At 46.1% G+C, this 1,957-nt stretch carries 2 protein-coding genes and 1 pseudogene; all 3 read right to left on the minus strand.

Annotated features, from left to right (window positions below; translation table 11 throughout):
- Positions 1-749, minus strand: a 749-nt coding sequence (gene ftsA, locus L693_RS0109890; RefSeq protein ID WP_025717130.1) for a cell division protein FtsA, incomplete at its 3' end; no start/stop codon positions are given.
- A 199-nt stretch (positions 750-948) separates the two neighbouring features.
- Positions 949-1,713 (minus strand): cell division protein FtsQ/DivIB, encoded by a 765-nt coding sequence (locus L693_RS0109895; RefSeq protein WP_025717131.1) that lies wholly within the window; start codon positions 1,711-1,713, stop codon positions 949-951.
- A 57-nt stretch (positions 1,714-1,770) separates the two neighbouring features.
- Positions 1,771-1,957, minus strand: a pseudogene (locus tag L693_RS0109900) (UDP-N-acetylglucosamine 1-carboxyvinyltransferase); the annotation flags it as partial.

The following is a 1,957-nucleotide window of genomic DNA, read 5'->3' on the forward strand; positions in this document are numbered from 1 at the left end:
TCGGTAAGGGTCCTCAGTCCGTAGGCAATGTCGTTGGTTACAAACTCTCCGCCAATTGGAAGTGTTGATGTAGCAACAATTGATCCTTCCTGGAAAATAGCAACATTCGTAGAACCTGCACCAATATCCACCAACACCGAGCCCATCACCTTTTCATCCTTTGAAAGAGACAATTGCCCAGCTCCGAGTGGCAGCAGCACCAGATCTTTGATTCTCAAGCCGGCTTTCTCCACGCAGCGCAACAGGTTATGTATCGGGGTCTTTCCTCCAGTAACAATCGTAGCCTCTACTTCGAGACGAACTCCGATCATACCGCGAGGATCCTGAATTCCTTCAAGGCCATCCACGACATACTGCTTGGCTACCACGTCAATGATTTCTCTCTCCGGTGGTACGGCAATGACTTCAGCTGCTTTCAGTACACGCTCAATGTCCTCCTCACCGATTTCCCGGTCCTCGTTGGACACGGCTACTACGCCATGACTATTTTGCAGACCAATATGGTTGCCTGAAATCCCCACATACACTTCTGTTATTTGAATACCAACCATGCGCTCTGCGTGATCCACGGCGTTACGGATTGATTGCACGGTTTGATCAATGTCTACAATTGCACCTTTGCGAATCCCTTCCGAGTCGGCAGATCCAACTCCAATAATATTAAAGGTTCCATTATTCATTTCCCCAATAATAGCCCGAACTTTGGATGTACCGATGTCCAAACTAACAATGATGTCATTGTTGCTCAAGTCTGTGGCACCTCCTGACTCCAAAATGAATTTCGATCTTTGAACATACTCTGTACATATTCAACATACTCCATGCTTTCCCTCTTTTTTCTACAAATTTTTTAGAAGCCAATTTATGGTTGCAGTCACATAAAAATTTGAAGAAAAAAGAAGGAGGCAAGTCTATTACCCATAAAATTAATTCTAGCATTTTTTCACATCACTGAGTAGTATCTTTTTCTTGGCCGTCTTCACTGGTATCCGATTTGAACGGAACATAGGAATCCGCCTCCAGCATTGTAATCAAACCGGGTGCTTCTGTTTCTAGCACCTGATTCAAATAGCTGATTTTAGAACTCAGCAGCGAAACGGTTGTAATCACCTCAAACTGGGAGCGTGTATACATTTTTATACGATCCGGAAAAGAAGGTATCGGAGCAGGAATGATTTCCGAAATATCGGCTGTCCACTCTCCCGGAATGCGTGATAAAGCATCACACAGCTTGGTTTTATACGGATCATTCGATTTCCATTTGGTCAAAATAGGCTTCTCAACAGCTATTCCGCTGCTGCCCACGCCTACGCTTGACCCGTTCGCCAGAATAGCTCGCAGGCTGCCGTCACTCTGCAGCTCGTAGGCGACCGTAGCAAACTCTTTAATGTGAACAGAAATGACACCCGGAAACTGCTTGTCCACTGTAACTTGCTGAATCGACTGAATTTCCCGCAGCTTTTCAGAAATGTCAGATGAACTAACTCCAAAATATTGATCTCCGACAGCCAGACCGCTTCGATTTAGAAGCTGCTCTCGGGTCGAAAAAACATTACCGTCAAAACGAATTTCAGAAACCCGACTTAACGAAGAACGGAAAAAGAGAACAGCGAGCAGCACAATAAACAATAAAATGAGAAGAACGGCAATTTTTCGGCTTGTTCTTTTTTTCGTTCTGTTCTTTTTAAGAAAAGGTATTTGAGCATTTGGCATAGCTTCTCTCCACAAAAGCCTTCTGGTCCCCCCGCTAACGGAGGGACATTACAGGCATTAATTTACGAAATCCAGCTGCTCCGGTACCGGAGACTGGCGGCTCATTCGGGCACCCAGCCCCTGGAAAAGACGTTCGATCCGGTCATACCCTCTGTCAATGTGATGAACCTGCTCGACAATGGTACTTCCCTGTGCAGCCAGCCCCGCAATAACCAGCGCAGCCCCTGCCCGCAGATCGGTAGCC

The sequence above is a fragment of the Paenibacillus sp. 1-18 genome (genome assembly GCF_000520755.1).
GTDB lineage: Bacteria > Bacillota > Bacilli > Paenibacillales > Paenibacillaceae > Paenibacillus > Paenibacillus brasilensis.

Excerpts from the sequence above, each read along its gene's own strand:
- L693_RS0109895 (WP_025717131.1), bottom strand. The coding sequence starts at position 1,713 with ATGCCAAATGCTCAAATACCTTTTCTTAAAAAGAACAGAACGAAAAAA.